Source organism: Streptomyces sp. DH41, assembly GCF_029813785.1.
In the GTDB taxonomy this organism is placed as follows: domain Bacteria; phylum Actinomycetota; class Actinomycetes; order Streptomycetales; family Streptomycetaceae; genus Streptomyces.
Map to the genome: position 1 here is coordinate 91,310 of NZ_JARVKY010000015.1, position 24,609 is coordinate 115,918.

A 24,609-nucleotide genomic window follows, 5' to 3' on the forward strand; every position below is an offset into this window, starting at 1 on the left:
CCAAGAGGTCGTCGTCCCCGGCCATTCGAATGCCCCTGGCAACCACCGCAAGGGGAGGAACGGATGACACCCGCGAACCACCAGGCCCGGCCCCAGCCCTCGCACACCCCCGAACTCCGCGCCGCCGCCCGGAAACTGGGCCGCCGCCGCTTCCTGACCGTCACCGGCGCCGCCGCGGCGCTCGCCTTCTCCGTGAACCTGCCGGGCGCCGGCACCGCGAGCGCCGCCGAACTCGACGCGGCACAGCTCACCGACGACCCCTTCACGCTCGGCGTCGCCTCCGGCGACCCGCACCCCGGCTCCGTCCTGCTCTGGACGCGCCTGGCCCCCGTCCCGTACCAGGCCGACAGCGGACTGCCCGCCAAACGCGTCGACGTCGGCTGGGAACTGGCCCTGGACGAACGGTTCCGCCGCGTCGTCAGACGGGGCAGAACCACCGCCCACCCCGAGTTCCACCACACCGTCCACGTCGAGGTCGACCACCTCGCCCCCGGCCACGTCTACTACTACCGCTTCCGCGCCGGCCGCTGGGTCAGCCCGGCCGGCCGCACCCGCACCGCGCCCGCCGAGCGCAGCCGGGTGTCCGACCTCACCTTCGGCCTGGTCTCCTGCCAGCGCTACGACCAGGGCTACTACACCGCGTACCGGCACCTCGCCCGGGAGGACGTGGACGTCGTCCTCCACCTCGGCGACTACCTCTACGAGTACGCCGTCAACGACGTCGCCGGCTCCCGCGCCTACCCGGCCGGCACGCTGCCCGCCCTGTTCAACCGCGAGACGGTGACGCTGGAGGACTACCGACTGCGGTACGCCCTCTACAAGTCGGACCCCGACCTGCGGGCCGCGCACGCCGCGCACCCGTTCGTCGTCACCTGGGACGACCACGAGACCGAGAACAACTACGCCGGCGAGACGCCGGAGAACAGCGTTCCGCCGGAGGAGTTCCTCATCCGCCGGGCCGCCGCCTACCGTGCCTACTGGGAGAACATGCCGCTGCGCCGCCCGCACCTGCCCGACGGCGCCGACCTGCGGCTCTACCGCCGCCTGCACTGGGGCCGGCTGGCCCAGTTCGACGTGCTCGACACCCGGCAGTACCGCTCCAACCAGGCCTACGGCGACGGCTGGCAGTTCCCGGGGCCGGAGTCCGAGGACCCCTCGCGCACGCTGACCGGCGACGCCCAGGAACGCTGGCTGATCAACGGCTGGCACCGGTCGAACGCCCTGTGGAACGTGGTGCCCCAGCAGGTCACCTTCTCGCAGCGGTTCAACTCCACCGCCTCACCGTCCAAGGTCTCCATGGACTCCTGGGACGGCTACCCGGCCTCCCGCGAGCGGGTGCTGGCCGGCGCGCAGGCCGCCGGCGTCGAGAACCTGATGGTCCTCACCGGCGACGTACACGTGCACTACGGCTTCGACATCAAGCGCGACTTCGACGACCCCGGCTCCCGGACCCTGGGCACCGAGATCGTCACCACCTCCGTCACGAGCGGCCGCGACGGCTCGGAGAAGCCGTCCAACTGGGACACGCTCATGGCCGCCAACCCGCACCTGAGGTTCTTCGACGGGCGGCGCGGCTACACGACGGTGTCGCTCGGCCGTGAGCTGGCGCGCGCCGACTTCAAGACGGTGTCCCATGTGACCACCGAGGGCGCGCCGCTCACGACCGCCGCGTCGTTCGTGACGGAGGTGGGGGAGCAGGGCCTCAAGCCGGCGTGACGACCGGCGCGCCCGTCTCTTCCGGGTGCTCGCCCGTTTCTCCCGGGTAGCGGACGCCGACGCGGTTCCGGATCGCGTCGAGCGTCCGCATCACGGCCAGGGTGCCGTCGAGCGGGACCAGCGGGGACTCGGTCTCACCGGCGCGCAGCGCGCGCATCACCTCCCGGGCCTCGTGCTGGAGGCTGTCCCGGGTGCCGTCGGCCGGGTCGGCGCGGAACTCCTCCGGCTCCTGGCCGTCCCGGTGCAGCACGAAGCGGTCCGGGAAGAAGAAGCCGTCCGGGACGTCGATACGGCCCTTGGAGCCCGTGATCGAGGCGGAGTTGGGCGTACCGCCGGTGATGGAGCAGTGCACCGAAGCGAGAGCGCCGCTCTCATAAGAGAGCAGTGCACCTGTCTGGAGATCGACGCCCTCCTCCGAGAGCACTGCTCGCGCCGCGATGTCCGACGGCTCACCGAGCAGCAGCTGGGCGAACGACACCGGGTAGACGCCCAGGTCGAGCAGCGCGCCGCCGCCCTGCGCCGGGTCCCGCAGCCGGTGCGCGGGAGGGAAGGGTCCGGCCAGTCCGAAGTCCGCCTGCAGACTGCGGACCTCGCCGATCGCACCGTCGTCGACCAGTGTCTTCAGCCGCCGCACCATCGGGTTGCAGTACATCCACATCGCTTCCATCAGGAAGCTGCCGCTCCGGCGGGCGAGCGCGACCAGTTCCTCCGCCTCGCGCGCGTTCAGCGTGAACGGCTTCTCGCACAGCACGTTCCGTCCCGCCTCCAGGCACAGGCCGGCGGCCGTCCGGTGCGCCGAGTGCGGGGTCGCGACGTACACCACGTCGACGTCCTCGTCCCGCGCCAGTGTCTCCCAGTCGCCGTAGGCCCGCGGTATCCCGAACCGCTCCGCGAACTCCTTCGCCGAGGCCTCGGTCCGCGAGGCCACCGCCACGACCTCCGCGTCCGGCAGATCGACCAGATCCGCCGTGAACCTCGCCGCCATACCGCCGGTCGCCAGAATCCCCCAGCGCACCTTCTGCCCGCTCACCGCTGACACCCTGCCCCACCCTCGCTCAGGTTCGTTCGAGTCTGTTCGTTCAAGTCCGTACGAGCTGAGAGCATAGGTGCCGGATCTGTCGAACAGGGAGGGGCACATGCCCGAGCGCGGGCCGTCCATACGGCGCACGCCGCAACCGACCACCCACCAACCGGCCACCCAACAATCGGCCACGTCACCTCAGGCCACCCAACAACCGGCCACTCCGCAGCAGGCCACTCCGCAGCAGGCCACTCCACAACCGGTCGCCCCACAACCGCACACGCCCCGCGCGGCCGGACCGGAAACGGGACCGGCCGCCCGCTCGCTGCGCGCCACCCGCCGCACCAGCCTGCTCGTCACCCTCATCCTCGGCAGCCTGACCGCCACGCCGCCGCTGGCGCTGGACATGTACCTCCCCGCCCTCCCGGAGGTCACCCGGTCCCTGGGCGCGCCCGCCGCGACCGTCCAGCTCACGCTCACCGCCTGCCTGGCCGGCATGGCCCTCGGCCAGCTCGTCGTAGGACCGATGAGCGACAAGTGGGGCCGTCGCCGCCCGCTCCTGGCCGGCCTCGCCGCCTACGTCGTCGCCACCGTCCTGTGCGCGATCGCCCCCAACGTCGAACTCCTCATCGCCTTCCGGCTGGCGCAGGGGCTCGCGGGTGCCGCCGGGATAGTCATCGCCCGGGCGGTCGTCCGCGACCTCTACGACGGCATGGCCATGGCCCGCTTCTTCTCCACCCTCATGCTGATCTCCGGCGTCGCCCCCGTCGTCGCGCCGCTCATCGGCGGGCAGGTCCTGCGCATCACGGACTGGCGGGGCGTGTTCGTCGTGCTCACCGTGGTCGGGGTGGTGCTGGGCGTGACCGTCTGGGCCAAGCTGCCCGAGACGCTGCCGGCCGCCGAACGGCACGCCGGCGGCGTCGGCGACACCGTCCGCGCGATGCGCGGCCTGCTCGCCGACCGCGCCTTCACCGGGTACATGCTCGCGGGCGGCTTCACCTTCGCCGCGCTGTTCGCCTACGTCTCGGCGTCCCCGTTCGTCATCCAGGAGATCTACGGCGCCTCCCCGCAGATGTTCAGCCTGCTGTTCGGCGTCAACTCGATCGGCCTGATCGTCGTCGGACAGATCAACGGCAAGATCCTGGTCGGACGGGTCCGGCTGGACCGGGTGCTGGGCCTCGGCCTCCTGATCGTCATCGGCGCCGCGACCGCCCTGCTGCTGATGACGCTGGGCGTCTTCGGCGAGGTCGGCCTCGTGCCGGTCGCCGTCGCGCTGTTCGTGCTGATGTCCGCGATGGGCATCAGCATGCCCAACACCCAGGCGCTCGCCCTGATGCGGGTCAAGAAGTCCGCGGGGTCCGCCTCCGCGCTGCTCGGCACGTCCTCCTTCCTCATCGGCGCCGTCGCCTCCCCGCTCGTCGGGGTCGCGGGGGAGGACACCGCTCTTCCGATGGCCGTCGTCCAGCTTGTGGCGGCGCTGATCGCGCTCGCCTTCCTGGTGGGGATGTGCCGTCCTGCCGCGGGACGGGCGACAGCGCGTGCGACAGAAGGCACGGCAGGCGGCACGACGGCAGGCACGGCAGGCGCGCCAGGCACGCCAGGAAGCGCGCCAGGAAGCGCGCCAGGAAGCACGGCAAGGCGTGCGGTCGGGGAGGGAGAGGAGCGCTGAGCACTCCGAGACTGCGCAGCGACACGCCGGAGCGGGCCGGACTCGACCCCGAGCAGCTCCGCCGTGTCGTCGAGGAGGTGCACGACCTCACCACCGGCGAGCGTCCCTGGGCGGCGGGCGCCGTCGTGGCCGTCGGCCGCGGACCCGTGCTCGCCGTCGAGGAGGCGGCGGGCTGGGCCGTGCGCTACGCCTCCTACGACCCGCGCACCGACACGGGCGTGGAACTGCCCGCCGGCTCCCGGGTGCCGATGACCGTCGGTACGCCCTTCGACCTGGCGTCCCTCACCAAGGTGTTCACGGCGGTCGCCGCCGTGCAGCAGATCGAACGGGGCACGCTCGGCATCGACGCCGAGGTCGGGGCGTATCTGCCGGACTTCCGGGCCGCTGCCGCGCACGGCGTCACGGTGCGGCAGCTGCTCACCCACACCTCCGGGCTGCGGCCCGAACTCCCGCTGTACGACTGCGCCGACGACGAGGACCGGCTGCGCCGGCTGCGCGCGGAGCCGCCGGTGGGGGTGCCTGGCACATACTGCTACTCGGACCTGAACATGCTGCTCCTCCAGCAGGTCCTGGAACGCATCACCGGCCGCGGCCTCGACGTCCTCGTCCACGACGGGATCACCCGGCCGCTGGGCATGGCGGCGACACACTTCGGGCCGTGCCCGGGTGCGGCGGCGACGGAGGACCAGCGGCGACCGTGGGCCAAGGCGGACCGGGGGATGCTGCGGGGCGTCGTCCACGACGAGAACGCGTGGGCGCTGGGCGGGGTGGCCGGTCACGCGGGGCTGTTCTCGACGGGCCGGGACCTCGCCGTCTTCTGCCGGGCGCTGCTCGCGGGCGGCTCGTACGGGCCCGCGCGCATCCTCGGCCCCGACTTCGTGGAACTGCTCCTGACCGAGCCGGGGCTCGGGTTCGCCCTCGACCAGCCGTGGTTCATGGGCGAGCTGGCGGGGCGCGGAGCGGCCGGACACACCGGCTTCACGGGCACGATGCTGGTCCTCGACCGGGCGACGGACACCTTCGCGGTCCTTCTCGCCAACACGGTCCATCCCCGTCGCCGCGCCCCGGACAGCCGGCCCCGGGCGGCGCTGGGGACGCGGGTGGCGCGGGCCGTGCGGGCGGTGCGGGAGAACTGAGCGGGGCGCCCGCGGCATCCCGTACGCCGCCGGCCCACTCGGCCCGACCCGTAGAATCAGCGGGTGAACGACCCCGCCAACCCCGCCGACGCCCTGCGTGCCGCCCTCGCCGACCTGGTCGACGGGCTGCCGCCCCGGCAGGCCGCCCAGGCCGTGGAACGGCTGATCGCCAACTACCGCGGGGCCACCCCGACCGACGCCCCGATCCTGCGCGACCGCGCCGACGTCGTCGCCTACGCCGCCTACCGCATGCCGGCGACCTTCGCCGCGGTGCGGTCGGCGCTGGCGGCTTTCGCGGACGCCGTCCCCGGGTGGGTACCCGGGAGCCATGTCGACGTCGGCGGCGGGACCGGCGCGGCGACCTGGGCCGCCGGTGCCACCTGGGACGGTGTGCGTCCGGTGACCGTGCTCGACTGGGCCGAGCCCGCGCTCGCCCTCGGCCGGGAGATCGCCACCGCCCACCCCGCCCTGCGAGACGTCCGCTGGCAGCGCTCTCGTATCGGAGCGGCGCTCACCATCGAGAGCACTGATCTCGTCACCGTCTCCTACGTCCTCAACGAGCTGACCGGCCCCGACCGCGCCGCGCTCGTCGACGCCGCCGCCACCGCCGCGCGGGCCGTCGTGATCGTCGAGGCTGGCACCCCCGACGGTTACGCCCGCGTCATCGAGGCCCGCGACCGGCTGATCTCCGCCGGGTTCCAGGTCGCCGCCCCCTGCCCGCACAGCGCCGCCTGCCCCATCGTGCCCGGCACGGACTGGTGCCACTTCGCCGCGCGGGTCAGCCGTTCCTCCCTGCACCGCCAGGTCAAGGGCGGCTCCCTCGCCTACGAGGACGAGAAGTTCAGCTACGTCGCCGCCACTCGCCTCCCGGTCGCCCCGGCACCCTCCCGGGTGGTCCGGCGTCCGCAGATCCGCAAGGGCCAGGTCCTGCTCGACCTGTGCGAGACGTCGCCGTCCAGCCCGCACGAGCAGCTGCGCCGCCGGACGGTCACCAAGCGCCACGGCGACCTGTACAAGGCCGCGCGCGACGCGGACTGGGGCGATTCCTGGCCTCCGTCGGAGGGCAATCCCCCTACGCAGTAGGGTCGTTGGCTGAGGGAGGCACGGATGGCGACAGCGGGGGACAGGCGGATGGCGACACGGCGGGACAGCACGGCCGGCGACCGGCCCCACGGACGCGGGGGCCCCACCTCCGCCACACCCTCCCTCTCCGCCACACCGATCCTCTCCGACGCCTCGTCCGCCTCGTCTGCCTCGTCTGCCTCGTCTGCCTCGTCCGCCTCCGCCGCTCCGGCCGCCTCCGCCGCTTCATCCTTCTCCACCACCTCGTCCGCCACCCTCTCCGCCGCGCTCGCGGCGGTGCGGCAGCTCACCGGTGGTCTCGGCACGGCGGTCCTCGCCCTGCTGCTCCTCTGCGCGATCGCCCTCATCGCCCTGGCCTGCCTGGTCGGCGTCGGCCTGCTCGTGGCCCCGACCGCGCTGCGGGCGCTGCACGCCCTCGCCGCACTGGAACGGAAACGGCTGGGCCGCTGGGGACCCGAGATCATCGCCCCCGACCCGCCGCCCACTGGGCTGCGGCTCGCCCTGGCCGATGCGACCACCCGGCGTGAGCTGCGCTGGCTGGTCCGGCACGCCGGCCTCGGTTTCCTTCTGGGGCTGCTCGGCGCCCTGCTTCCGCTGTTCGCCGTCCGGGACACCACCTTCCCCCTGTGGTGGCGGCTCGGGCCCGGGGACCCGACCGCCACCTCCGTGGGCATCGGGACCGCCGAGACCTGGCCGGACGCCATCGCGGCGGCGCTGCTGGGCGTGGGCTGGATCGCGATCGTCCTGGGGCTGGGGCCGGGTATGGCGGGGTTGCAGGCGGGTCCGGGGCGGCGGTTGCTGGTGGCGGGTCCGGGTACGGATCTGTCGTTGCGGGTGGCGGAGTTGACGGCGACGCGGGCGGCGGCGTTGGACGCGCACGCGACGGAGTTGCGGCGGATCGAGCGGTCGTTGCACGACGGTGCGCAGAACCGGTTGGTGTCGGTGACGGTGTTGCTGGGCGCGGCGCGTCGGATGGCGGTGCGTGATCCGGCGGGCGCGGACGCGTTGCTGGAGCGGGCGCAGTCGGCGGCGGAGGAGGCGTTGGGCGAGTTGCGTGCGGTGGCGCGGGGGATTCTGCCGCCGGTGTTGGCGGACCGTGGGCTGGCGGGGGCGTTGTCGGGGCTGGCGGCGGACTGCGGGGTGCCGTGCCGGGTGGAGGCGGATGTGCCTGAGCGGAGCGCGGCGTCGGTGGAGGCGACGGCGTATTTCGTCGTGGCGGAGGCGTTGACGAATGTGGCGAAGCACAGTGGTGCGGGTCGGGCGTCGGTGTGGGTGCGGGGGCGTGGCGGGCGGTTGCGGCTGGTGATCGAGGACGACGGCCGGGGCGGTGCGGACGAGGGCGGGGGTTCGGGGCTGACCGGTATCCGGCGTCGTGTCGCGGCCCATGACGGCACCCTCCGCCTGGCCAGCCCGCCCGGCGGACCGACGACCTTGGAAGTGGACCTCCCCCGTGGAACATGAAGTGGACCGTGGCACGACCGGCGGCGTGAGCCGCGCCCTGCGGATCGTGATCGCCGAGGACGACCCGTTGCTGCGCGAGGGGCTCGCCCTGCTGCTGCGTGCGGAGGGCCTGGACGTGGTGGCCACCGCGGACACCGGCGAGTCGGTGCTCGACGCCATCGACGAGCACGAGCCCGACGTGGCCATCCTGGACGTACGCATGCCGCCCACCCACACCGACGAGGGCGTCCGCGCGGCCGTCGAGGCCCGGCGGCGCCGCCCCGCGTTGGCCGTCCTGGTGCTGTCCGCGTACGTGGAGCAGTCCTTCGCCACCGACCTGCTCACCGGCGGGGTGGACGGTATCGGCTACCTGCTCAAGGAACGCGTCGGGCGGGTCGAGGAGTTCATGCGGGCGCTGCGCAGGGTCGCGGCCGGGGGCACCGCCATCGACCCCGAGGTCGTCGCCCAGTTGTTCACCCGGACCCGCCAGGACACCCGCCTGGAGCGTCTGAGCCGCCGTGAGCGCGAGGTGCTCGCCCTGATGGCCGAGGGCCTGGGCAACAGCGCGATCGCCGGACGGCTCGTCGTCACCGACGGAGCGGTCCACAAGCACATCCGCAGCATCTTCGCCAAGCTCGACCTGTCCCCGGCCGACCAGGTCGACCGGCGCGTGGCGGCCGTCCTGCACTACCTGGAGAACGCGCGGGCGCAGCCCCGCTGACCCGCGCCGACCCGCGCCGACCCGCGGAGTACAGCCTGCTGTACTCCGGGTCGGGGCGTGCGCGGCAATGTTTCCCGGGGGTGCGACTGGTGTGCTGAACACGTTGGTTCAGCACCTCGGTTCAGCACATCGGTTCAGCCACCCCGAAAGGACATCGCGGTGAGCACGCACGCACAGACCGGCACCGGATCCGCTCCGGAGCCGCACATCGCGCCCACGCACCGGGCGAGTTGGGGAACCGGCCCCGACGACAGCCCGGACGGCGGGTCGCGCGGCCTCCGGGGCAGCCTCCGTCGGCACCCCCTGACCTGGTTCTTCGCCCTGGCCTTCGGGCTGAGCTGGGTGGCGTGGACCCCGTACGTCCTCGGCGGGAACGGCCTGGGCGTCCTGGGCTTCACCTTCCCGGGCGGCTTGGCCGGCGGTCAGCTGCTGGGCATGCTGCCCGGCGCCTACCTCGGCCCCATCCTGTCGGCGCTGCTGGTCACCGCGGCGACCGAGGGCCGGCCGGGGCTGCGGGCCTGGGCGGGACGGATGACGAAGTGGCGCGTCGACTGGCGGTGGTACGTCGCGGTGATCGTCGCGGTGCCCGCGGTGCTGATCGTGACCGCGACGGTCGTCGGCGGCGACTCACCGGTCATGCCCGGCGCGGTGGCGCTGGCCGGGTTCGTGCCCGGTTTGATCATGCAGATGGTGACGACCGGTCTCGCCGAGGAACCCGGCTGGCGCGACTTCGCCATGCCGATCATCCAGCGCCGCTCCGGCGCCCTGCTCGGCTCCGTGATCGTCGGCCTGCTGTGGGGCATGTGGCACCTGCCCCTGTTCCTGACCGAGTGGGCCGAGTACCCGGACGTGGCCTGGTGGGAGCCGGTGGAGTTCATCGCCACGACGATCGCCTTCAGCCTGGTGATGACCTGGGTGTTCAACCGCACCGGTCAGAGCCTGCCGGTGACGATGCTGCTGCACGTGAGTGTCAACAACTTCAACTCCGTCCTCTGGTCGGACATGTTCCCGGAGTTGGGTCGCGAGCACGCCGGCCACACCTTCCTGGTCAGCTCCGTCGTCGTGGCGGCGGTCCTGCTGATCGCGACGAGGGGCCGGCTCGGTTACGAGCCGGCCCCCGACACGGTGCGCTCATGACGCCTCGCCGGCGGTGTCCGCTCCCCGCCGATCCTGCCGATCCTGCCGATCCTGCCGGACCGGTTGGTCGCGCTGGTCCTGCCGGTCCTGCTCCTGCTGTCGTGCCTGGAGCTTTCGCAGCAGTTCCCGCTTCTGGGCCTGCGGGTCCAGTCCGCCGCCGATCCGGCCGTTCCGGTCGCCGCCGCGCAGGGCGTTGCGGCTGAGCGTCCGGCGTGTGCCGCCGACACCCAGCATGTTTCCGGCTCCACCTCGGGCCATGGGCCCCTCCTCTCGATACGAGACGTTTCGTCTCGTGCTTTCCTTCGGTTTTACTGTCCGGCGAGACGCACCGTCTTGTCAACCTGATAAATTCGAGCCATGGCCGTCCAGAAATCAGCCCACGCCCCGACACCCGCCCCCGACAGGCAGCATCCCGACGCCACCCGTCGCAGTCAGCGGTCCCGCCGGGCCATCTACAGCGCGGCCCTCGAGCTCGTCGCGGAGGTCGGTTACCCGAGGACCACCATCGAGGGCATCGCCACCCGCGCCGGCGTCGGCAAACAGACCATCTACCGCTGGTGGTCCTCGAAGGCGGACGTCCTGCTGGAAGCCTTTCTCGACCTCGGTGAACAGGCCGTGCAGACCGGCGGGGAGCAGGATCCCGGCATCCCGGACACCGGCGACCTCGCCGCCGACCTCAAGAGTGTGCTGCGCGCCACCGTCGACGAGCTGGGCGACCCGAAGTTCGAGGCCCCCTACCGTGCCCTCGCCGCGGAGGGCGTGGTCAACGAGCAACTCGGCCGTGAGGTCGTGACCGGGCTCCTGGAGCCGTCGCTCCAGCTCTTCGCCGAACGGCTGCGCGCGGAACAGGACACCGGTGCGGTCCGTCCGGAGATCGACCCGCGCATCGCCCTCGAACTCTTCGTCTCGCCGCTCGCCCAGCGCTGGCTGCAGCGCACGGGCCCGATCTCCCACGAGTACACCGACACGCTCGTCGACTACGCGCTCCACGGTCTCGCCCCCCGGTGACCGGGAAGGGCCGGCCCGGGAGGGCCGACGAGAAGGGCTGACCAGGGAAGTTTGTCCCTTCCCGACCCCGAAGCGCGGAATGGTGCGACCATAGGGCATGCTGGTGCGCACGACGGCGAGGCGAAGGGGATAGATGAGCGCGGAGTTCGGCGGTCGGAGTGGTCTGCAGGGCAAACTCTCCCAGTGGCTGCGCGGACGCCGCCCCAAGGAGGCCGCCGGTGACGGTGGCCGGGAGGATCTGCTGCTCGCCGCCGCCGATGCGGGACTGCCCCTGGCGCCCGCCGCGCACCCGGCCGGATACCGCTGCTCCTGCGACCGTGTCGGCTGTCCCACCCCCGCCCGGCACCCGGTGTCGTTCGCCTGGCAGACGCAGTCGACCACCGACCGCGCGCAGATCGAGCGCTGGGCCCGCCACCAGCCCGAGGCCAACTTCATCACCGCGACCGGCATGGTGCACGACGTCCTCGACGTCCCCCTCCAGGCCGGTCGCGAGGCGTTTCAGCGCCTGCTCGACGCCGGCATCGAGGTCGGCCCGGTCGCCGAGAGCGACGACGGCCGCATGCTGCTGTTCACCCTCACCCGCGGCACCCCCGCGCAGGAGGACGAGTGGTGGCCCTGCGAGCTGGACTGCCACCCCGAGACGATGGACGAGCATCCCGGCCTGCGCTGGCACTGCCGGGGCTCCTACGTCCTCGTACCGCCCGCCCGCCTGCCCGGTGAGGACCGGGCGGTGCGCTGGGTACGCGGCCCCGAGCACCCGCTGCCGGACCCGCTGACCCTGCTGGAGACCCTCACCGACGCCTGCGCCCGGCACGCCGGCGAGGAGAGCGACCACGCGGGCACGGCCTGGCCCCTGCGCCGCTGAGCGAGCCCGGATCGGCTCCCGCGCAGCTGATCGCGCCCGGCCGGCTCACCCGCCGCTGAGCGCGCCCGGTGTCACCGGCGGCTACTCGCCCTTCGCCGACGTCATCCCCTGGACCCGCCCCAGGACCGACACCTGGCCGCCCCCGGCACCGTCCCCCGAACCGCCTTCCGAGCCGTCCGCCGGGTCGAGCGCGACCTCGTTGGAGACGAACTCCATCGTCAGGGACTGCTTGATCTCGCCGTCCGTCAGCGCCAGCACGTCCTTGTTCGGCGTAGGTACGGACGCACCCTGCGCGGCGGTCTGCTTCTCGTAGTGCCGCGTGCTGAAGAACACCAGCGCCCCGCCGTCCTTCGTACGCAGCGCCAGCGGCGCGTAGTCGCCGTTCGTCAGCGGCTCGTCGATGTACTGGGTGACCAGGCCGGGGCGGATCGACCGCTTCTCGCGCGTCTCCCGCCAGGCACTGGTGTGGGCACCGTCCGCGAAGGTCCTACCGCCGTCCTTCAGGTACGTCGTGTAGCCCTTGCTCAGGTCGGCGGGCGGAACGGCCAGGTCGGTCGAGTTCGCGGGGACGGCCTCGGCCCAGCCGTCCGGGTCCGTCTTGAACTCGGGCATCTTGTCGGGGGCGACCAGCGTCAGGTACGCCGCCTGCCAGGTCTCCTCCAGGCCGTCGCGGGTGAAGACCAGCAGCCAGCGCGCGTCGCCGCCCTTGTTGCCCTTGGCGTCCGCGACGAACCAGCGCGGCCAGCCCGCCTTCTTCGGAATCGTGAACTCCGCGTCCGTCAGCTCCAGCGGCGTGTGCGACGCGTTGCCGTCCGGGTTGTTGGCCAGGCCCGCCTTCAGCCGCGCCGAGTCGATGGCGGCGAGCGCGCCGGTGGTGTGCTCGGCGTCCAGGGAGGCGTCGTACGCCTTGTCGGCCGCGTTGTACGCGGAGGTGAACTCCTGGAGCGCCTTCGCGGCCTCGGCCCGGGTGGTCGCCGGGAGCACCTCGCGCTCGCCGTGCACCACGACGCAGCCGCTCGCCGTGACCGACAAAGTGGTCACAGAGGCGGATATGAGCGCGCACTTGCCAAGCCTGCGGGGCCTACGAGGGCCGCGATCCCTGCTCATCAGGTTCCTTCACCTTCCCCTTCCCGGAGGCGAACCCTACCGGGGGGAGGTGGCGTCCGGACGCCCGGATGGGGGACAGCGGCCACACCGTGACCTCCCGTCACGGTTCACGCCGGGGGACGACCAGCACCGCCCCCGTGCGCGGGTGCGGCAGCACCTCCACCGGCTGTTCGTAGACCTCGCGGAGCAGCCCCTCGGAGAGGACCTCCGACGGCGGCCCGTCGGCCGCGACCCGGCCGGCGCGCAGGATCGCGACCCGGTCCGCGTACGCCGCCGCCAGCGAGAGGTCGTGCAGTACGACGACCACCGCGTCCCCGGCGCGCGCCCGCTCCCGGCACAGTCGCAGCACCAGTTCCTGGTGGCGCAGGTCCAGTGCCGCGGTCGGTTCGTCGAGCAGCAGCAGGGGAGTTCGCTGCGCGAGGACGCGGGCGAGCGCGACCCGGGCCCGCTCGCCGCCGCTGAGCGCGGAGAACGGCCGCCCGGCGAAGCCCGTCACCTCTGTGCGCGCCATCGCCTCGGCCACCGCCGCGTCGTCCTCGTCCTCCAGGCCGGTCCCCGCCCAGGGCGCCCGGCCCATCCGGACGACCTCCTCGACCGGGAACGGGAAGGACAGCGACGCCGACTGCGGCAGCACGGCCCGGCGCAGCGCGAGTTCGGGCGCGGACCAGTCGGCCACCGGACGGCCGTGGACGCGTACGACCCCCTCGGCGGCCGGGACGTCGGCGGCCAGGGCGCCCAACAGGGTGGACTTGCCGGCGCCGTTGGGGCCGACCAGGGCGAGCACCTCGCCCGCGCGGACGGTGACGCCCACGCCGTCCAGGACCGGCCGCCCGCCGAGGCGGACGCGCAGGTCATGGGTCTCGGCGAGGACGTCGCCGGGCACGGCCGGGGGCGGCGGCACCGGGCGGGGCGGCACCAGCCGCGCCAGTTTCACCGGAAGTTTCACCTGTCTCCTTCGAGGATGCCCCGTCCTTCAGGGCGGGGAGGAATCGAAGCTCCTGCGGAGCAGGGCAAGGAGCGGCGATCCGCCGCCAGGGCGGATCGCCGTTGATCTCGGACTGCCCGCAGAGGCCTACGAGTTGACTCGCCGATCAAGGCGTTACTAGTGTCACTTGCGTGAAGATAACCGCGCAGGTGAAGTTGTTGCCTGCGTCCGCGTATGACGCGGACGCACTGGCGGCGACCCTGCGTGCTTGCAATCGGGCCGCGAACGCGGCCTCGCAGGTGGCGTTCGCGAAGGACCTCAAGCGCCGGAACGTGCTGCAAGAGGCCGTGTACCACCGGATCAAGACTGACTTCGATCTCGGGGCACAGGCCGCTGTGCGCACGGTGAAGAAGGTGTGCGACGCCTACGCCACGTTCAAGGCGAACCTTCGGGCCGGGAACTACGGCCCCGAGGGCTCGAAGCGACGGATCAAGGCCGAGTCGAAGCCGGTCCGCTTCCGTGAGACGTCGGCGCAACCGTTCGATGACCGGATGCTGACCTGGAACCTGGACACCAGGACGGTGTCGGTCTGGACGGTGGCCGGTCGGCTCAAGGGCATCCCGTTCGTCTGCTCCCCGGAGGCGATGCGGCTCCTCGCGCAGCGCAAGGGCGAGTCCGACCTGGTGATGCGGGACGGCATGTTCTTCCTCATCGCCACCATCGACATCCCCGAACCCGAGGTTTCTGAGCCTGACGGCTTCCTCGGGGTGGACCTCGGGATCGTGAACATCGCCACCACCTCGGACGGCCAGATCATGTCCAGCCGTCAGGTGAACCGGTACCGGCAGCGTAAGCGCGACCTGCGCGGCAAGCTTCAGAAGAAGCGCACCAAGAGCGCGGCTCGAGTCCTCAAGCGCCAGCGGCGCAAGGAAGCCCGGTACGCCACCCAGCGCAACCACATCATCGCCAAGAAGCTCGTGCACACTGCTGAACGCACCTCGCGGGGTATCGGTCTGGAAGACCTGACCGGTATCCGGCAGAGGGTCACGGCCAGGAAAGACCAGCGGGCACGACTGCACTCCTGGGCCTTCGCTCAGCTCGGCGCCTTTGTCGAGTACAAGGCCAAGCGGGCGGGTGTTGCCGTGGTCCATGTGGACCCGCGCAACACCTCCCGCCAGTGCTCCGAGTGCTGGCACACCCACCGCTCGAACAGAGTGGATCAAGCACGGTTCGCCTGCCGGTCCTGCGGGATCGTCCTGCACGCGGACCATAACGGCTCCCGCAACATCGCCCACCGGGCCGATGCCGCGTGGCAGCGGGGCGCAGTCAACCGCCCCAGAACGCCATAGGCGTTCCGGACGCAGGGTTCCATAGGGGAACATCAGCACCACGTTCCTCTCTGCCTGCAAGCCTCCCCCTTCAGGGGGAGGTAGTTGACGCCTCTCATGCCCAACCTCCCTGCCTGCGCCGGGTGCGACGCAGCAGCCAGAAGAAGAACGGGCTGCCCAGCAGGGCCGTCAGTACCCCGAGCGGCAGCTCGGCGGGGTCGGCGACCGTGCGTGCGGCCAGGTCGGCGGCGAGCAGCACGAGCGCGCCGAGCAGCGCGCTGCCCGGGATCAGGAAGCGGTGCCCGGGGCCCGCCACCATCCGCAGCAGATGCGGGACGACGAGTCCGACGAAGCCGATGACCCCGGCCACGCTCACGGCCGCCGCGGTCAGCAGCGCGATCACCAGGACCAGCACGATCCGCAGCCGCTCCACGTCCACGCCCAGGTGCCGGGCCGAGCGTTCGCCGAGCGCGAGGAGGTCGAGGCGGCGGGCGTACAGCGGGGCCAGCCCGAGACCGACCGCCGCGCAGGGCAGTACCGCCAGTACCTTCGGCCAGGTCGCCTGGGCGAGCGAGCCCAGCTGCCAGAAGGTGATCTGGTTGACCGCCGCCGTGTCCGCGAAGAACAGGAACAGCCCGATCAGCGCCCCCGCGAAGGCGTTCACCGCGATGCCCGTCAGGATCAGCGTGACGACCTCCGTACGGCCGCCCGAGCGGGACATCGCGTACACCACCAGGACGGTGACCAGACCGGAGACGAACGCGAAGACGGACACCGTCCAGTCGCCGAGGAAGTTCAGGCCGAACGCGATGGCGGCGACCGCGCCGACCGCCGCGCCCGAGGAGACGCCGATGACCCCCGGTTCGGCGAGCGGGTTGCCGAACACGCCCTGCATCAGCGCGCCCGCGCAACCCAGCGAGGCGCCGACGAGCAGCGCCAGCACGATCCTCGGGAACCGCACGTTCCACAGCACCGACTCGGCCACCCGGTCCAGTTCCGTACCGCCGAGTCCGGTCCGGTGCAGCAGCGAGCCGAGTACGTCACCGACCGGGACCGGATAGGCGCCGGTACCGGCCGCGACCGGGACGAGGAGGAGGAGACCGGCGGTCAGGGCGGCGGTCAGCAGCCAGGGGGTGGCGCGCCGGCCGCGAGGCGGGGGCGGGGGCGGCTCGGCGGGCGTCCGGGGGCGGACCGGCTTGTCCAGTACGGTCATCGGTCGCCGCCTTCACTGCCGTCGCCGCGCTCGCCGCGCTCGCCGCTCTCGCCGTTCCCGCCGCGCTCGCCGTTCCCGCCGTTCCCGCCGTTCTCGCCGTTCTCGCCGTTCCCGCCGTTCTCGCCGTTCTCGCCGTACAGCTGGGCCACGACCGACTTCAGCACCTGGTCGGTGCGCGGGCCGTAGTTGAGGAGTACGCCGTCCTCGACCGAGACGATCCGGCGGTCCATACCGGCCGGAGTCTGGGCGACACCGGGGATCTCCACCAGTCCGTCGACGCCGCCGACCGATTCGAGTCCCTTGCTCATCACGAGGATCGCGTCGGGCGCCGCCTTGACGAGCGCCTCGCTGGTGATGGCGGTGAAGTCCTTCTCCAGGCCCGAGGCGGCCCCGGCGTCCACCGCCCCGGCCGCCTCGATCAGTGAGCCGGCGCCGGAGTCCTCGCCGCCGATGAGGTAGACGGAGGCCGAGCCGCGCAGGTACAGGAAGGCGACGCGGGGCCGGTCGCCGGGGGAGACGTCCTCGACGTCCGCGCGCACGGCCGTGATCCGGTCCTCCGAGCGCTGTGTCAGTTCCCTCCCGGCCGCCGGTACGCCGAGTGCGTCGGCGACCGCCTGGATGCGCGGGCCCACGTCCTGGAGCCCCCGAGCCGCCTCGACGAACAGCACCGGCACACCGGCGGCGCGGATCTGGCCGACAGCCTCCTCCGGCCCGGTGGTGGTCTCGGCGATCACCAGGTCAGGCCTGAGCGACAGCACGCTCTCGGCGGAGACGTCGTGGCCCCGGGTGACCACGGGGAGCCGCGCCGCCTGCTCGAAGGTGGCGGTGACGTCCCGGGCGACGACCCGGTCGCCGAGTCCGAGGGTGAAGACGATCTCGCTGAGGCTCCCGGAGAGGGGCACCACCCGCTCGGCCCGTTCCACCGTCACCTCCTCGCCGTCGGCGGAACGGACGGACACCGGGAGCTTCGGCTCGGGTGTCTTCGCGAGCGCCTCGACCCGGTCGGCGACGGGGTCCCTCCCCGCGGCGGCCCCCGAGCCGGTCCCGGCGTCGGACGCCGCATCGGACGCCGCATCGGACGCCGCGTCGGACGCGGCGCCGGAGGAGCCTCCGCAGCCGGTCGCGGTCAGGGTGAGGGCGAGCACGGACAGCAGTGCTCCCGCCAGTCGGTTTCGCAAGCGTCGCACGGTGGTGTCCGTTCCTCTCGTCGACCGCCAGTATCAGTCGGCTAGAGCTTAGGTTAGCCTTACCTTTGTTCGCTACCGGCCCCCCGATCCGGAGGACTTCGCATGCCCGCCCGCCTACGCGCCCTGGTCACCGTGGTGTGCGCGGTGGTCCTCGGAGCCCTGCTCCCCGCGACCGCCGCACACGCCGAGAGCCGGACCGTGCAGGGCGGACGGCTCGACTGGGGCATCAAGTCGTCGTTCCAGAGCTACGTCACCGGGCCCGTCGCGAAGGGGAGTTACTCCCTGTCCGGGGGAGCGGCCACCGTCGGCGGCAGTGCCTTCCGCTTCCACTCGGCGACCGGCGCCTACGACGGCGACACGGGTGCCTTCCGCGCCGCCTTCTTGGGCGGCGTCCGCTTCCTCGGTCACCGCACCGGCGCGGGCGCGTACCAGCTCGACCTCACCATCAGCCGTCCCACCGTGAGCATCTCCGGTTCCACCGGCACGCTCCACGTGGACGTCGTCAGCAGGGCGAAGGACACCGGGGCGGTCACGACGTCCCGTCAGGTGCCCTTCGCCTCCCTCTCCCTGGGCGGCATCGACATGAGGGGCGGCGGCGACGCCGTGGCCCTCGACAACCTGCCCGCCACCCTCACCACCCAGGGCGCCGCCTCCTTCGCCGGGTACTACACCGCCGGCACCGCCCTCGACCCGGTGAGCCTGTCGGCGGACGTGCGGGCCCCCGCGCGGCAGCGGGAGAAGCAGCCGTCGAGCACGCCCACCCGGACGGAGAAGTCACCGAGCCCCGAGCGGACCTCGACCGGCGCGATCGAGGACGGCGCCGTCGACTGGGGCGTGCGCCGCACCTTCCGCGAGTACGTCACCGGCGACATCGCCGACGGCAAGTGGGCGTTGTCCGCGGGCGCCCAGGACGGCGGCGCCCTCTTCCGCTTCCCGGGGGGCGAGGGGACGTACGAGGACGGTGACCTCACCGCCGCCTTCCGGGGCGCGGTGCGCTTCACCGGAGCGCACGGCCTCGACCTGAGCCTCAGCGGCGTACGGGCCACCGTCGAGGACGGCCGGGGCACGCTGTACGCCGATGTGAGGAGCCCGGACCTGACCGGCGAGAAGGTGCCCCTGATCACCTTCACCGCCAAGGACCTCAAGCCGGCCGACGGCCTGGTCCGGGTGACCGAGGCCCCCGCGAAACTCACCGCGCGCGGCGCCGAGGCCTTCGGCGGCATGTACCAGGCGGGCACCGGGATGGACCCGGTCTCCCTGGCCGTCGCCCTCACCCCCGACGCGAAACTGCCCGCCCTGCCCGACCTGGGCAGCGCGCCCACGGCGAGCGCGAGCCCGCAGCCGAAGCGGACCACCGAGCCCCGGACCTCCGCCGAACCCGTCGCGAGCGCCACCGACGACGGCGACTTCCCCGCCCTGCCCGTTTCCCTCGCGGCCGGCGCCCTGCTGCTGGTGGCCGCGGCGCTCGTGGCCGTCGCCGTCCGCAGGCGCCGCGCCAGGCCCGCCACGTCCCCCTCGGACCTCTCGCACGAGGGCTGAACCCACGACACCCGGTCGCCCGCCCGCGGCCCCCACCACCCAAGGAGAACCGAGCCATGCCCGTCAGACGACGCCGCACCACCGCACTCGCCGCCGCCGTGGCGACGGCCGCCGCGCTCGGCGCCACCGCCCTCGCCACGGCCGGCGCGACCACCGCCTCGGCGGCCGAGGTCCCGCTCAAGGACTACGAGCTGACCTGGGGCATCAAGCAGTCGTACCGCACCTACGTCGCCACCTTCGCCAAGGGCGGTTTCACCCCCGCCGACGGAGCGACGCAGGCCGCCGACAACGGCGCGTTCACCTTCGTCGACGGCACGGGCACCTACGAGTCGACCGCGAACACCGTGGACCTCGCCTTCAAGGGCAGCCTCGCGATCGAGTCCACGGCACACGGCTTCGCGCTCACGCTGTCGGACGTGAGATTCGACAGCGAGGACGCCGAGATCACCGCCGACGTGACCCGGGGCGGCACCACCGAGGACGACGTGCCGCTCGCCACGGTCGCCGTCACCCGCGAGATGAAGGACATGGCGACCACGCTGACCGAGGAGGCCGCGGAGGCCTTCGGCAGCGCGAGCTACGGCGGCGCGGCGGGCGACCCGCTGACGGTGACGCGGAAGACACCGCCGGAGCCCAGCCCCACACCCACCACGCAGGACCCCACCACCGGTCCCACCACCGGCCCCACCGCCGACCCCTCCCCGACGGCGACGCGGACGCAGCCGGAAGACCCGAAGGATCCCGAGCCGACGGCCACCGGGACCACCTCGTCCGAGCCGAGCCCGACCGCGTCCGCCGGCACCGGCGCGTCCCCCTCCGCCACGACGCCCTCCACCCCCGCCACCGAGGTTCCCGCCAAGGGCGAGATAGCCGACGGCACCCTCGGCTGGGGCGTGAAGGAGTCCTTCCGCACGTACGTCGTCGACGGCTACGCCAAGGGCAAGATCACCGTGTCGGGCGGGGCCGTCCAGGCGGCCGGGAACGGCGCCTTCACCTTCAAGAACGCCACCGGCACCTACGACACGGACGCCGACAGGCTCACCGCCTCCTTCCAGGGCGCCGTGAACTTCAAGGGCCACGAGACGAACGGTACTTACGGCCTCGACCTGACCCTGAGCAACCTCAAGGCCACCCTCGACGGCGGCACCGGCAAGCTCGTCGCCGACGTGAACAGCCTCGGTACGCGGACCGAGGGCGTGGCCCTGGCCGACCTCAAGGCCGGCTCCGCCGACCTGACCGCCCGCAACGACGTCATCACCGTCGACGGCGTCGCCGCCACGCTCACCGGCGCCGGCGCGAAGATCTTCGGCAACTACCAGGCCGGCACCGCGCTCGACGCCGTCGACCTGTCCGTGGCGCTGAGCGACGACGCGCAGCTGCCGGACGGCAACGGCAACGGCAACGGCAGCGGCACGTCCGGCGGCACGGGCGGCACGGGCGGTGTATCCGGTTCGACGACCGGAGGTACCGGTTCCATCATCGGCGGCACCGGCTCGACCACGGGCGGCGCGCTCGGCGGCGGCAGCCTGGCCTCCACCGGCGCGGACATCCCGGGCCCGGCCCTGGGCGCGGCGGCGGGCGTCGCGGTCGCGATCGGCGCGGGGGCGGTGTTCGCGGCACGCAAGCGGCGGACGCGGGCGTAGACGGACGCGGGCGGCCCTCCGATACTGTCCGCATGAAACGGGCGGTGAGGGAACGGACGGCCGGACCACTGGTCCTGGCCGTCCGCGGCCGCCCCGGCCCGCCGCCGCTGCGCTTCGAGGCCGCGGACGGCGGCCGGTTGCTGCTGCGGCAGGAGGGCCGGCCGGTGCTGCTCGGCCGGGTGGACGGCGCGAACGAGGGGCTCTTCCTGCACCACCTGGGCGGCTACCGCTCGCCCCTGCCACCCCCGCGCGCCGCCCTCACCCGCTTTGGCGACCACAACCCGGTCCACCAGTACGCGCGTTGGCTGGAGGAAGCCCCGAACGGCCCACTGCACGACGCCCGGTGGCTCCTGGGTGAGCGGCGCGTCTTTCCCCCGTACGTCTGGACCGGCGACCTCGTACGCGACTGGCCCGACTGCTACCTCGACTGGTGCGCGGGCGGCTGGCAGGGCGTCGTACCGCTGCGCCCGCTCAGTCCGCCGGACGCGCCCCGCGTGAAGGCGTACCGGAGGCAGGCGCGCGAGGGGACCCTGGCGCCGGTGCTGCTGTGGTCCGTCACCGCCCTCGACGGCTGGCTGATCCTCGACGGGCACGACCGGGCGGTCGCCGCGCTCGCGGAGGGCGGGGACCCGGCGTGCGTGGTGCTCACGCGCGTCCTCGACGAGGACGTCTGGCGGCGGCAGTCGGACGAGTGCGTCGAGGAGCACCTGCGCCGCACCGCCGCGCCGACGCCCGGACCCCGGCGCCCGGCGACGGACCAGGCCCTCGCCGCCACCCTGGCGGACCTGCCGTACGACCCGGCCCGCACCGTCTCCTGGCCGCTGCCCGGCGGTCCCGCGGCCTGGGACGCGCTCGCCGCCCACGCGGTGCTTGATTGAATGCCCCGGTGACTGACTACGACGTACTGCGCGTCTTCTGCGCGCCGAACGGCGGATACGGCAACGAGCTCGGTGTCGTCCGGGACGGCTCCGTGCTGCCGGACCGGGCCGAGCGGCAGGAACTCGCCGCGAAACTCGGCTTCAGCGAGACCGTGTTCGTCGACGACCCCGAGCGCGGTGTCATCGACATCTACACGCCCACCCTGCGCCTCCCGTTCGCCGGCTACCCCTGCGTCGGCGCGGCCTGGCTGCTCGACGTGCCCGAACTCGTCACCCCGGCGGGCGTGGTGGGCGCCCGGCAGGACGGGGAGTTCTGCTGGATCGAGGCCCGGGCGGAGTGGGTGCCGCCGCGCACCCTGCGCCAGTACGCCACCGTCGCCGAGGTGGAGGACCTGCCGGTGCCGCCGCCCGGGGAGTGGATCTACGCCTGGGCCTGGGACGACGAGCCGGCGGGCCGTGTCCGCGCCCGTGCCTTCCCAGGAAGGGACGACAGCATCGACGAGGACGAGGCGACCGGCGCCGCCGCTCTCCTGCTCACCGACCGCCTGGGACGCGCCCTGAACATCACGCAGGGCACGGGCTCACAGATCCTGACGGCACCGCAGCCGCACGGGTGGACGGAGATCGGGGGACGGGTGTACCTGGAGCGCTGACGCCGGCCCGGGCAGGGACGAGCGTCCGTGACCGGGCGGTCCGGCCTCTGGGACCGGGTCAGACGGTCATCGCCGTGGGCTGGGCGTCGGGGCGCATGGCGGCGTCCGTGCCGCCGTCCACGCACAGGACGGCGCCGGTGGTGAAACGGGCCTCCGGGCGGAGGAACTGGTGTACCCAGAAGGCGATGTCCTCCGGGTCGCCGAACACGCCGAGCGGCATGGGCGTGGGGAAGGCGTCCGCGTCCAGGTCCTCGGGACGGCCGCCGGCGAGCATCAGCGGGGTGACGACGGCCCCGGGGGCGACCACGTTGAGCAGGACGCCCCGCCTGGCCCACTCGGGGGTGACGGCGGTCCGCCGGGCCCAGCGGGCCAGCGCGAACTTGGTGGTCGCGTAGGCGGAGATGGTCGGGGAAGTGGCCCGGACCGAGGCGGGTGCCGCGTCCTGGGCCGCGCGGGCGTGCTCGCGGGCCGTCTCCTCGTCGCCGGCGAGGAGGTGCCCGACGAGCTGGTCGTCGATCATCGGGACGGTGGTCGAGGAGTTGGAGCCGATCACCACGACGCGACCCGCGCCGGACGCGGCGAGTGCGGGGAGCAGCCCCTCCAGCAGGCGCACGGGGTTGAAGTAGTTGACGGAGACGACGGTGCCGGCGTCCGGCATCGAGGGTCCGACACCCGCGACGGCCGCCACCCCGTCGAGCCGGCCGGCGCACCGCTCCAGCACCTTGGAGACCGCTGCCGCGCGGCCTTCGTCGGTGCCGAGGTCGGCGGTGATGTCGGCATCGCGCAGATCGATCCCGATGACCGTGTGGCCGGCTTCGCGCAGCACGCGGGCGGTCGCGGCGCCCATCCCGGAGGCGGCTCCGGTGACGACGTGGGTACCCATGGTGGGGAGTCCTCTCAAAGTCGGGGAGGGAGGCGTGGGGCAGCCGCGTGGGCGGCGCCGCCCAGCTCACCAATCAGCATCCAATCAGTGATTGAAGGGTACTCCCCGACAGTGTGCTCCAATGAGCCACATGGCGGATGAAACGTCCTCTACCAGGGACCGGCTGCTGGACGCGGCGGAGAAGCTCTTCCTCGACCATGGTGTGAACCAGGTGTCCGTCCGTGCCATCAACAGCGAGGCGGGTCTGAACCCCGGGGCCGCCCACTACCACTTCGGGTCCCGTGACGGCCTGGTGGCGGCGCTCCTCGAACGGGAACTGCAGCCCCGGTGGGGCGACCGCCTGGAGGAACTGGCCGAGACCGCCGTGTCGGACGACTCGGGTCCGCCCGAGATCGACATGACGGCGCTGGTCAGGGCCCTGGTGGAGCCGTTCGACGACATGGTCCGCTCCGCGCGCGGACGCGTGCTCTGCAGCCTGCTCGCCCAGACCTGTCTGGACGCCGACCCGCCACGCCTGAACGTCCCCTGGTTCGGCAGCGCGCCCTTCGAGGTGATGCTCGGCAGGGCGCTGCCCCATCTCACCGTGCACGAGGTCGCCGATCGCTGGCGGCTCGCGTTCACGCTCCTCCTGCAGCTCTACGGGCGTCCCCAGGCCGTGGGACGTGCCGCCGCCGAGCCGTCCTTCCCGGCGGCGGAGACGGTCGTCGCGTTCCTCGCCGCGGGCCTGACCGCGCCCTCACCCAGGAGGTGACCTGCCGGAGTCTTCCGGCAGGTCACGATCGCCCGGGGAGTCACGCCGAGAGAGGGAACTCCTCGCCCAGCCCCTGGAAGACCGCCGTGTTCAGGGCGAAGGCCCGCTTGCACTCGGCGACGACCCGCTGCTTGACCAGGTCGTCCGCGCGGATGCCGTCGAGCAGCTCGCGGTACTCGCGCTTGAACGCGGCCGGGTTGGTGATCTCCTCGAAGACGTAGAAGCGGACCCCGTCGCCCTTCTTGGCGAAGCCCCACGTCCGCTCCGCCTTGTCGCGGATGATCTGCCCGCCGGACAGGTCGCCGAGGTAGCGCGTGTAGTGGTGGGCGACGTACCCGGCCGGCCACTGCTCGGCGCACTCGCGCACCCGGGCCGCGTACGCCTCGGTCGCGGGCAGGGCGGTCAGCCCCGTCCGCCACCGGGGGCCGCGCAGGTGCGCCAGGTCCCGCTCCAGCGAGGCCAGCCGCATCAGCTCCGGCCGGACGAACGGCCCGGCCACCGGGTCCGACGCCAGCCGGCCGGCGCAGGCCTCCAGGGCCTCGTAGACGAACCACAGCTGCTCGGTGTAGCGCGCGTACGCGTCGACGCCGAGCCGGCCGCCGAGCAGGTCGCTCATGAAGGTGGAGGTCTCCGCCTCCACGTGCTGCTCGTGGGAGGCCGTGCGGATGAGGGTCGAGAAGGAGTCCATGGGGCCGATTTTCTATGG

Annotated in this window: 23 protein-coding genes and 1 pseudogene; 15 read left to right on the top strand and 9 right to left on the bottom strand. The window is 72.9% G+C overall.

What is annotated here, in order from left to right:
• Window positions 1-63: 63 nt before the first annotated feature.
• A complete protein-coding gene (locus QC283_RS23675; protein WP_279563651.1) occupies window positions 64-1,716 on the top strand; it encodes an alkaline phosphatase D family protein in 1,653 nt (550 codons plus the stop codon).
• Here the strand turns inward: QC283_RS23675 and QC283_RS23680 are convergent.
• Window positions 1,703-2,746, bottom strand: coding sequence for a Gfo/Idh/MocA family protein (locus QC283_RS23680; RefSeq protein WP_279563652.1), 1,044 nt, complete (start codon window positions 2,744-2,746; stop codon window positions 1,703-1,705). The two genes, QC283_RS23675 and QC283_RS23680, sit on opposite strands and share 14 nt — an antisense overlap.
• A gap of 106 nt (window positions 2,747-2,852) precedes the next feature.
• Between QC283_RS23680 and QC283_RS23685 the strand changes: the two genes are divergently transcribed.
• From QC283_RS23685 to QC283_RS23710, 6 genes are all read left to right on the top strand, one after another.
• Window positions 2,853-4,406, top strand: a complete 1,554-nt coding sequence (locus tag QC283_RS23685) for a multidrug effflux MFS transporter (RefSeq protein ID WP_279563653.1) — start codon at window positions 2,853-2,855, stop codon at window positions 4,404-4,406.
• A 77-nt stretch (window positions 4,407-4,483) separates the two neighbouring features.
• Entirely contained in the window at window positions 4,484-5,542 is a 1,059-nt protein-coding gene (locus QC283_RS23690) for a serine hydrolase domain-containing protein (RefSeq protein WP_443032676.1), read from the top strand.
• Window positions 5,543-5,605: 63 nt separating this feature from the next.
• Entirely contained in the window at window positions 5,606-6,625 is a 1,020-nt protein-coding gene (locus QC283_RS23695; protein ID WP_279563654.1) for a small ribosomal subunit Rsm22 family protein, read from the top strand.
• 24 nt (window positions 6,626-6,649) lie between these two features.
• Window positions 6,650-8,086 carry a sensor histidine kinase gene (locus QC283_RS23700; RefSeq protein WP_279563655.1) on the top strand — a complete coding sequence of 479 codons (1,437 nt, stop codon included), beginning with the start codon at window positions 6,650-6,652 and terminating at the stop codon, window positions 8,084-8,086.
• A gap of 37 nt (window positions 8,087-8,123) precedes the next feature.
• Window positions 8,124-8,786, top strand: a complete 663-nt coding sequence (locus QC283_RS23705; RefSeq protein WP_279563767.1) for a response regulator transcription factor — start codon at window positions 8,124-8,126, stop codon at window positions 8,784-8,786.
• Window positions 8,787-8,945: 159 nt separating this feature from the next.
• Window positions 8,946-9,923, top strand: a complete 978-nt coding sequence (locus tag QC283_RS23710; RefSeq protein ID WP_279563656.1) for a CPBP family intramembrane glutamic endopeptidase — start codon at window positions 8,946-8,948, stop codon at window positions 9,921-9,923.
• Here the strand turns inward: QC283_RS23710 and QC283_RS23715 are convergent.
• Window positions 9,918-10,181 (bottom strand): DUF6243 family protein, encoded by a 264-nt coding sequence (locus tag QC283_RS23715; protein ID WP_279563657.1) that lies wholly within the window; start codon window positions 10,179-10,181, stop codon window positions 9,918-9,920. The two genes, QC283_RS23710 and QC283_RS23715, sit on opposite strands and share 6 nt — an antisense overlap.
• A gap of 99 nt (window positions 10,182-10,280) precedes the next feature.
• Between QC283_RS23715 and QC283_RS23720 the strand changes: the two genes are divergently transcribed.
• Complete coding sequence (locus tag QC283_RS23720; protein ID WP_279563658.1) at window positions 10,281-10,931, top strand: TetR/AcrR family transcriptional regulator; 651 nt, start codon at window positions 10,281-10,283, stop codon at window positions 10,929-10,931.
• 133 nt (window positions 10,932-11,064) lie between these two features.
• Entirely contained in the window at window positions 11,065-11,796 is a 732-nt protein-coding gene (locus QC283_RS23725) for a bifunctional DNA primase/polymerase (RefSeq protein WP_279563659.1), read from the top strand.
• Window positions 11,797-11,877: 81 nt separating this feature from the next.
• Here the strand turns inward: QC283_RS23725 and QC283_RS23730 are convergent, their stop codons facing one another.
• The 3 genes and pseudogenes from QC283_RS23730 to QC283_RS23735 all read right to left on the bottom strand — a co-directional run bounded on the left by QC283_RS23730 (window position 11,878) and on the right by QC283_RS23735 (window position 13,849).
• A complete protein-coding gene (locus tag QC283_RS23730; RefSeq protein WP_279563660.1) occupies window positions 11,878-12,903 on the bottom strand; it encodes a hypothetical protein in 1,026 nt (341 codons plus the stop codon).
• Window positions 12,878-13,000, bottom strand: a pseudogene (locus QC283_RS39650) (iron transporter); the annotation flags it as partial. The pseudogene QC283_RS39650 and the gene QC283_RS23730, both read right to left, overlap by 26 nt.
• A gap of 3 nt (window positions 13,001-13,003) precedes the next feature.
• Window positions 13,004-13,849, bottom strand: coding sequence for a heme ABC transporter ATP-binding protein (locus QC283_RS23735; RefSeq protein ID WP_279563661.1), 846 nt, complete (start codon window positions 13,847-13,849; stop codon window positions 13,004-13,006).
• Window positions 13,850-14,019: 170 nt separating this feature from the next.
• Between QC283_RS23735 and QC283_RS23740 the strand changes: the two genes are divergently transcribed.
• The gene (locus tag QC283_RS23740; RefSeq protein WP_279563662.1) at window positions 14,020-15,177 is read left to right on the top strand and encodes an RNA-guided endonuclease InsQ/TnpB family protein; all 1,158 of its coding nucleotides are present in this window, start codon (window positions 14,020-14,022) and stop codon (window positions 15,175-15,177) included.
• Between the two features lie 94 nt (window positions 15,178-15,271).
• On the opposite strand, the gene QC283_RS23745 is transcribed toward QC283_RS23740, so the two are convergent.
• Both QC283_RS23745 and QC283_RS23750 read right to left on the bottom strand, forming a co-directional pair.
• Window positions 15,272-16,369, bottom strand: coding sequence for a FecCD family ABC transporter permease (locus QC283_RS23745; RefSeq protein WP_279563663.1), 1,098 nt, complete (start codon window positions 16,367-16,369; stop codon window positions 15,272-15,274).
• Window positions 16,366-17,556, bottom strand: coding sequence for a heme/hemin ABC transporter substrate-binding protein (locus tag QC283_RS23750; protein ID WP_279563664.1), 1,191 nt, complete (start codon window positions 17,554-17,556; stop codon window positions 16,366-16,368). Before QC283_RS23750 ends, QC283_RS23745 begins: the two co-directional genes overlap by 4 nt.
• A gap of 102 nt (window positions 17,557-17,658) precedes the next feature.
• Here QC283_RS23750 and QC283_RS23755 point away from each other — a divergent pair, with 102 nt between their 5' ends.
• Genes QC283_RS23755 through QC283_RS23770 form a run of 4 tightly spaced genes read left to right on the top strand, consistent with a single transcriptional unit; the run spans window position 17,659 to window position 22,269 of the window.
• Window positions 17,659-19,095 carry an HtaA domain-containing protein gene (locus tag QC283_RS23755; protein ID WP_279563665.1) on the top strand — a complete coding sequence of 479 codons (1,437 nt, stop codon included), beginning with the start codon at window positions 17,659-17,661 and terminating at the stop codon, window positions 19,093-19,095.
• Between the two features lie 56 nt (window positions 19,096-19,151).
• Complete coding sequence (locus QC283_RS23760) at window positions 19,152-20,738, top strand: HtaA domain-containing protein (protein WP_279563666.1); 1,587 nt, start codon at window positions 19,152-19,154, stop codon at window positions 20,736-20,738.
• Between the two features lie 32 nt (window positions 20,739-20,770).
• Entirely contained in the window at window positions 20,771-21,616 is an 846-nt protein-coding gene (locus QC283_RS23765; RefSeq protein WP_279563667.1) for a hypothetical protein, read from the top strand.
• An 8-nt stretch (window positions 21,617-21,624) separates the two neighbouring features.
• Window positions 21,625-22,269, top strand: a complete 645-nt coding sequence (locus QC283_RS23770; protein ID WP_279563668.1) for a PhzF family phenazine biosynthesis protein — start codon at window positions 21,625-21,627, stop codon at window positions 22,267-22,269.
• A 58-nt stretch (window positions 22,270-22,327) separates the two neighbouring features.
• Here QC283_RS23770 and QC283_RS23775 read toward each other — a convergent pair whose 3' ends face one another.
• On the bottom strand, window positions 22,328-23,152 hold the full coding sequence (locus QC283_RS23775; RefSeq protein ID WP_279563669.1) for an SDR family oxidoreductase: 825 nt from the start codon (window positions 23,150-23,152) through the stop codon (window positions 22,328-22,330).
• 130 nt (window positions 23,153-23,282) lie between these two features.
• Between QC283_RS23775 and QC283_RS23780 the strand changes: the two genes are divergently transcribed.
• Entirely contained in the window at window positions 23,283-23,903 is a 621-nt protein-coding gene (locus QC283_RS23780) for a TetR/AcrR family transcriptional regulator (RefSeq protein WP_279563670.1), read from the top strand.
• A 40-nt stretch (window positions 23,904-23,943) separates the two neighbouring features.
• Here the strand turns inward: QC283_RS23780 and QC283_RS23785 are convergent, their stop codons facing one another.
• Window positions 23,944-24,591: a biliverdin-producing heme oxygenase gene (locus tag QC283_RS23785; RefSeq protein ID WP_279563671.1), complete on the bottom strand. Its 648-nt coding sequence runs from the start codon at window positions 24,589-24,591 to the stop codon at window positions 23,944-23,946.
• Between the last annotated feature and the right edge of the window lie 18 nt (window positions 24,592-24,609).

What these genes read in the sequence shown, in the direction of transcription:
- QC283_RS23675 (WP_279563651.1), top strand. Translation starts at nt 64, where the DNA reads ATGACACCCGCGAACCACCAGGCCCGGCCCCAGCCCTCGCACACCCCC.
- QC283_RS23685 (WP_279563653.1), top strand. Translation starts at nt 2,853, where the DNA reads ATGCCCGAGCGCGGGCCGTCCATACGGCGCACGCCGCAACCGACCACC.
- QC283_RS23700 (WP_279563655.1), top strand. Translation starts at nt 6,650, where the DNA reads ATGGCGACAGCGGGGGACAGGCGGATGGCGACACGGCGGGACAGCACG.
- QC283_RS23715 (WP_279563657.1), bottom strand. Translation starts at nt 10,181, where the DNA reads ATGGCCCGAGGTGGAGCCGGAAACATGCTGGGTGTCGGCGGCACACGC.
- QC283_RS23720 (WP_279563658.1), top strand. Translation starts at nt 10,281, where the DNA reads ATGGCCGTCCAGAAATCAGCCCACGCCCCGACACCCGCCCCCGACAGG.
- QC283_RS23725 (WP_279563659.1), top strand. Translation starts at nt 11,065, where the DNA reads ATGAGCGCGGAGTTCGGCGGTCGGAGTGGTCTGCAGGGCAAACTCTCC.
- QC283_RS23730 (WP_279563660.1), bottom strand. Translation starts at nt 12,903, where the DNA reads ATGAGCAGGGATCGCGGCCCTCGTAGGCCCCGCAGGCTTGGCAAGTGC.
- QC283_RS23745 (WP_279563663.1), bottom strand. Translation starts at nt 16,369, where the DNA reads ATGACCGTACTGGACAAGCCGGTCCGCCCCCGGACGCCCGCCGAGCCG.
- QC283_RS23755 (WP_279563665.1), top strand. Translation starts at nt 17,659, where the DNA reads ATGCCCGCCCGCCTACGCGCCCTGGTCACCGTGGTGTGCGCGGTGGTC.
- QC283_RS23760 (WP_279563666.1), top strand. Translation starts at nt 19,152, where the DNA reads ATGCCCGTCAGACGACGCCGCACCACCGCACTCGCCGCCGCCGTGGCG.
- QC283_RS23765 (WP_279563667.1), top strand. Translation starts at nt 20,771, where the DNA reads ATGAAACGGGCGGTGAGGGAACGGACGGCCGGACCACTGGTCCTGGCC.
- QC283_RS23775 (WP_279563669.1), bottom strand. Translation starts at nt 23,152, where the DNA reads ATGGGTACCCACGTCGTCACCGGAGCCGCCTCCGGGATGGGCGCCGCG.
- QC283_RS23780 (WP_279563670.1), top strand. Translation starts at nt 23,283, where the DNA reads ATGGCGGATGAAACGTCCTCTACCAGGGACCGGCTGCTGGACGCGGCG.
- QC283_RS23785 (WP_279563671.1), bottom strand. Translation starts at nt 24,591, where the DNA reads ATGGACTCCTTCTCGACCCTCATCCGCACGGCCTCCCACGAGCAGCAC.